At 43.6% G+C, this 4,802-nt stretch carries 9 protein-coding genes and 1 pseudogene; 4 read left to right on the forward strand and 6 right to left on the reverse strand.

Features of this window, described 5'->3' with window-relative positions:
• Positions 1-113 precede the first annotated feature (113 nt).
• Genes THEPK_RS04330 through endA form a run of 3 tightly spaced genes read left to right on the forward strand, consistent with a single transcriptional unit; the run spans position 114 to position 1,543 of the window.
• On the forward strand, positions 114-473 hold the full coding sequence (locus tag THEPK_RS04330) for a hypothetical protein (RefSeq protein WP_042698757.1): 360 nt from the start codon (positions 114-116) through the stop codon (positions 471-473).
• Between the two features lie 51 nt (positions 474-524).
• Positions 525-1,034, forward strand: coding sequence for a ribosomal protein S18-alanine N-acetyltransferase (gene rimI / locus THEPK_RS04335; RefSeq protein ID WP_042698760.1), 510 nt, complete (start codon positions 525-527; stop codon positions 1,032-1,034).
• On the forward strand, positions 1,016-1,543 hold the full coding sequence (gene endA, locus THEPK_RS04340) for a tRNA-intron lyase (RefSeq protein WP_042698763.1): 528 nt from the start codon (positions 1,016-1,018) through the stop codon (positions 1,541-1,543). The genes rimI and endA overlap by 19 nt, the downstream gene beginning before the upstream one ends.
• Here the strand turns inward: endA and THEPK_RS04345 are convergent.
• From THEPK_RS04345 to THEPK_RS04370, 6 genes are all read right to left on the reverse strand, one after another.
• On the reverse strand, positions 1,540-2,001 hold the full coding sequence (locus THEPK_RS04345) for a hypothetical protein (RefSeq protein WP_042698766.1): 462 nt from the start codon (positions 1,999-2,001) through the stop codon (positions 1,540-1,542). The genes endA and THEPK_RS04345 overlap by 4 nt on opposite strands.
• On the reverse strand, positions 1,985-2,323 hold the full coding sequence (locus THEPK_RS04350; protein ID WP_042698770.1) for a hypothetical protein: 339 nt from the start codon (positions 2,321-2,323) through the stop codon (positions 1,985-1,987). The genes THEPK_RS04345 and THEPK_RS04350 overlap by 17 nt, the downstream gene beginning before the upstream one ends.
• Before the next feature lie 54 nt (positions 2,324-2,377).
• Positions 2,378-2,710 carry a hypothetical protein gene (locus THEPK_RS04355; RefSeq protein WP_042698773.1) on the reverse strand — a complete coding sequence of 111 codons (333 nt, stop codon included), beginning with the start codon at positions 2,708-2,710 and terminating at the stop codon, positions 2,378-2,380.
• A 55-nt stretch (positions 2,711-2,765) separates the two neighbouring features.
• A complete protein-coding gene (locus tag THEPK_RS04360; RefSeq protein WP_042698776.1) occupies positions 2,766-3,569 on the reverse strand; it encodes a hypothetical protein in 804 nt (267 codons plus the stop codon).
• Positions 3,570-3,572: 3 nt separating this feature from the next.
• Positions 3,573-3,881 (reverse strand): hypothetical protein, encoded by a 309-nt coding sequence (locus tag THEPK_RS04365; RefSeq protein ID WP_042698779.1) that lies wholly within the window; start codon positions 3,879-3,881, stop codon positions 3,573-3,575.
• Between the two features lie 274 nt (positions 3,882-4,155).
• On the reverse strand, positions 4,156-4,470 hold the full coding sequence (locus THEPK_RS04370) for a hypothetical protein (RefSeq protein WP_042698782.1): 315 nt from the start codon (positions 4,468-4,470) through the stop codon (positions 4,156-4,158).
• A gap of 94 nt (positions 4,471-4,564) precedes the next feature.
• On the opposite strand from THEPK_RS04370, the pseudogene THEPK_RS04375 reads away from it, so the two are divergent.
• Positions 4,565-4,802: pseudogene (locus tag THEPK_RS04375) on the forward strand (IS982 family transposase); the annotation flags it as partial.

Here is a 4,802-nt window from a genome sequence, read left to right on the forward strand (position 1 = left end):
CGAAGACCCGCTTTAACTTGGGTCTAAATGAGACCCCTCAAACCTTTCCGCCGTTGGCGAGGGGTTAACTCGTTGGAACCCTCGCCCTTCAGGGCGGGGAGGAGGTCAGGTTTATGCTCAAGGGGGCTACACTGATATATGCAGGTCAGGAGTATGCCATCGAAAAGCAGCCGAGCCTCTTTGAAAAGGACCCTATTCCCTGGGAAGAGGGGAATGAGGAGTTTTCATCTTTTATCAAGAAACTAATCGAGATTAAAAAGTCAATTGACTGCAACAGTCAAAGGGTGTATTTGGCAAAGGAAGGAGTTGCGGTTGTAGAGTGCAAAAATGCGGTTGGAATCTTCAACTTGGAGGGCAAAATCGGAGAGATAGAGATTGAAGTTAAGGGAATAGACCTTCTGACAGGTAGAAAGGTTGAAAGCAAAGATGGGAAGATAGAGGTGCCTTTTGAGCCGATAATAATCTCTCTTTGATATTCTTTTTAAATCAATAAGATTAAAAACCACTGGGCGAATATTTCAACTATGAGCCTCTCTTCAAGAGATACTTCCATCCCCAGAAAAATTCCCCTAAGCCTCGTTACGATAAGACCCGCCACTCTTTTTGACCTAAGTGAGATTATGCGTATTGAGAGGCAGTCTTTTAGGGAGCAATACCCGAGGGGCCTGTTTCTGATGTTTCTGGAGGCAAATCCGGACACGTTTCTCGTTGCAGAATACAACGGGCGGATAGTAGGATACGTAATGGGATATCTAAGACCAGATCTGGAAGGACATATAATGAGCATAGCCGTTGACCCGCTTTACAGAGGAAATGGGATTGGTAAGGCCCTTATGGAAGTTGTGATAGACAGGCTGCTGAGGAAGGGAGCTAGGTATATAGGACTTGAAGTCAGGGTCAGCAACGAGAGGGCAATTAGGCTCTACGAAAAGCTGGGCTTTAAGAAGATGAAAATCATAAAAGGCTACTACTCCGATGGCGAGGATGCCTACTACATGGTTCTCACATCAGACGCATGGGGGGACAGGAGTTGAGTGAGTTCAAATTTTACCTAAGCGGAGATAGGGTTTTCAGCACGATGGAGAGTGCTATAAACAAGCTCTACAACAAGCGGCACTATGGGGAAGTTGTAAATGGCAAGCTTTTCCTTTCTCTTATTGAAGCCGCTTATCTGTTGGACAAAGGATGGATTAAAGTTTTTGACGGTGAAAAAGAGCTCAGCGTTCAAGAGCTTTTCGAAATTGGAAGAAAAAAAGATGAGCACTTTGATCTAAAGTTTTTGGTTTACAAGAATCTTAGGAATAGGGGCTACACTGTGAAGACAGCTCTCAAATACGGTTCTCACTTTAGAGTGTACCGCAAAGGAATGGAGGAGCATGCGGACTGGCTAATCTGGGTTGTAAGTGAGAACCAGAAGATGTATCCAAACGACTTAACCGCTAGGGTTAGGGTTGCTCATGGGGTTAGAAAAAAGATGGTTCTGGCGGTGGTCGATGAGGACAATGACGTGGTTTATTATCACATAGGCAGAATAAAATTCTAGTCTGCTTTTATCTCCCCAGCTAGGATGGGTATGGTGATATAGGCAATCAATTTTCTTTTCTTTGTATCCAAATTTTTGGAATAATACCTTATTAATCCAACAATGAGAAGAATAAACCCCACAAACAGCGATAGTTGTTCTAAAGGGGTTCTAAGTCCTATCTTTGAAGGAATGCTCAATCGAAGCACTGCACTGGCGAGTCCTACAATAAGGAGGGGAGCGGAGTAAATCGTGTAAAGTTCAAGGGAAGGTGTTTTCTTTAAGATCAGAGCTAAGGTTCCAAGTAAGATTAGGGATTGCAAGGTAAATCTAAGTCCGTTAACAAGTAGAGGTAACCACAGGCGGGATATGGAAACGTTAAAAATCCTGAGCATGTGATAAAAACCGACTAACTGGTATGAGCATATTACTTCGCCCAGTATCCAAAGGGCCAGTATCCATTTAATCTTTCCCCTCATCTCTAGACCCCCTGAGAATTCCCCAGATTCCAAGTCCTACCAGTATTATGAGAATCCAAACTGGATTCTTGGTTCCTGCAATTGTCCTGAATAAGCCATCCTTATAGCTCCACCACAACTGGAGATGTTCCTTAAAGAGTCCATAACCAAGCATGAACCCAACAGGCATCCCCGCCAAGAACAGAAGGCTTGTTTTCCTTCTGGAGTAGTATTTCATTCTGGGCTTGGCTATCCAGTTTCCAATTAAGATGAGAGCAGCAAGCCACGGATGAAGTGTGGCTAAAACTCCCTCAGCTAGAAACATCAATGCTCTTACCCTCATCCACTCCACCTTCCACTACTGGTTACTGCCACTCTTAGGTTTCCAACTCGAATCCTACTTTGGGATTAATATCTCCACTAGTGTGGCAATTGCCCAGAGAACTGGTATCCACCACAAGGAGTGCCAGTTAGAAAGGTACTTCTCTGTCCCATAAATTTCCACTCCACTAGTAATTCCAAGTGTTAGTCCAATAAGCGAGAAAATCGCATCTTTGATCTTATTTTTGTTTTTAGCTTTCTGATGTTCAAATGTGAGTATGAAAGCTGTTATGACTCCTATTATTGCGGTAGCCGGATCAAACGAAATCAAAAAGCCAGTTAAAAAGAATATAAGAACCAAAATACGTAACATTTCCCCTCTAATCCTTCCTGACCCATAAAACTTCATTCTCGGCACCTCCAGAGGTTGGGCAGATCCGGTTTACATTCTTGTTGGGGTTATGTTACATAGTCATTGGAGGTGGCACCAATACGAACAAAACTCCTCCAACACTGAAAGAGATCAGGTAGGCCCTGCTGCCGGTGTAGGGCTTGAGTCTCTTTCCAAGGAGATAAAACGATATCATCCAGGCAGATATGAGAATAAGGCTCTCAATTACATTCCGGAAATATAGGGAGAGATAGAAGTAGTCAACAAGTCGGATCATTGTTATTATCCATCCAGCGTATATGAGGGGAAACAGGGATGGCAAGAGGTCTGTTCCTTGTTCGTTCAGTTTGAAAATGCGGAGCGCTAGAGTGATTGCAAGCACCCAGAGGAAAACCCTGAAAATTGCGCTTATTATCAAAATTATGGGCATTTCATAAAATCCGGCAAGCTCAAGAGCGAGCACGTGGGGGGCATAGAGGGAAACGGCAATGTTAACGATTCTGGAAAAAGTGAGAGGGGAATAAAACACTTGAAACGTGTATAACATGAGCAAGATCATGAAACTTATGGTGGTTCTCGAATAGCCCTCTTTACTAGCAATCGATGCGAGTGAGAGTGAGAGGAGGCCTAACATCACTAAAGAAAAAGTTGCAGCGTTGTATAAGGTTGCAACATTTGTTTTTCTTTCTTGTTTAATCAGATCGCGAAGGTACTCATTAAAGGCTTTCTTGCTTCTATCAACTAATAGAAGTCCTACCACTAAAATTGCTGGAAACAGGGTAGAACTAGGGAGTTTCTTGATTAGAGGTGGGGTACCAAAAATAAGTAAAAGAAGCGCTTGAAACGAAGCGATGGCCTCAAGTTTCCTGCTCCCCACAGGTCACACCTCAGTAACTTTTATGTAGTCATAACTGATACCAGAAGCCCCTAAGAGGCCTATAATGCCCCCTATAGATCCTGCCAATAGACGTCCTAAGAGGGTACCTCCGAGGTTGCCTAGAAATGTGTCGATTTCATCGTAAGTGTTTGCTCCAAGTATTAGTATACCGTAGCTTTCTCCTTTTCCTTTTGAGAACTTCATTGGGACTTTAAAGGAAGACATGGTCCAACCACTGTTTTCAATCTTGAATTTATGGAATGTTTTGCCCCATTTCTTTGTTGTCCCTTCATATCTAGCCTCGTTCCACATCCAGTCTACCTCGTTCGGATACACTGTAACCGTTCTGCCTACCCGTAAAGTGTGTGTAGGGTGTTAATTTCGTAACGGGTAGGCTTCCAGCCTCCCGTCTTCATTGGCTGGCTTTCGGGGGAACGGAGACTCCCCACATCTTCAAGGCTCTCGACAGTCCCCATTCGGGCTTGACAAACCCCACATTCTGGGAACTGCTTCACCACAAGGAAGTATAATTAGAGACTATTTAAAAATTACGGAAAACAAAGGAATTCAAAAGTTCCATTTATCACTACCTATGAAACAGCCCACTCGGGGTTCCTATCCAAACCCGATACCCTCCTATTGGTAACTTTCCAATGCCAATCACCATCGAGAGTTTGCTTCCATGCTCCACTTTATAATGTTTGTATGCGGAGAATATCAAGTGTATTATGCGGCTATTCTGAATGCCATTTCCAGTGAGATAAGCTTCTAGAGCGGCTCCAGGAGTTACTGACTGAGGTTCAATGTCTCTTGGGATACTTGGAGTTGCCATCGCGCTTCCTGCTGTCACTCCAACCATCAGCAGTCCCAGCAGGACTGCGAACAGGAGCTTCCACTTCACGAGGTTCACCCCCTTGCAGTTTTTGCATTATATTTATACCCTAGTTCCCATTAGATCGTTAGAGTTATAAGCACTTAAGTCTTTTGATTGATTGGTGGTTGTATTGAGCTTTCAGAGGAAAATCCTGATCATAAAATCCGAAATCTACCCGATAATCAGCAAACACTACCCGAGAAACACTCACAGGGAAATAATCAGCCTCTACGACCTAATAACCTTCGCAATACTAGCACACTTGCACTTCGGAGGAGTTTACAAGCACGCTTACAGAGTCCTAATCGAAGAAATGAAGCTGTTCCCCAAAATCAGGTACAACAAACTAACAGAACGCT

Origin of the sequence: Thermococcus sp. PK (assembly GCF_000430485.1) — an archaeon.
In the GTDB taxonomy this organism is placed as follows: Archaea; Methanobacteriota_B; Thermococci; order Thermococcales; family Thermococcaceae; genus Thermococcus_A; species Thermococcus_A bergensis.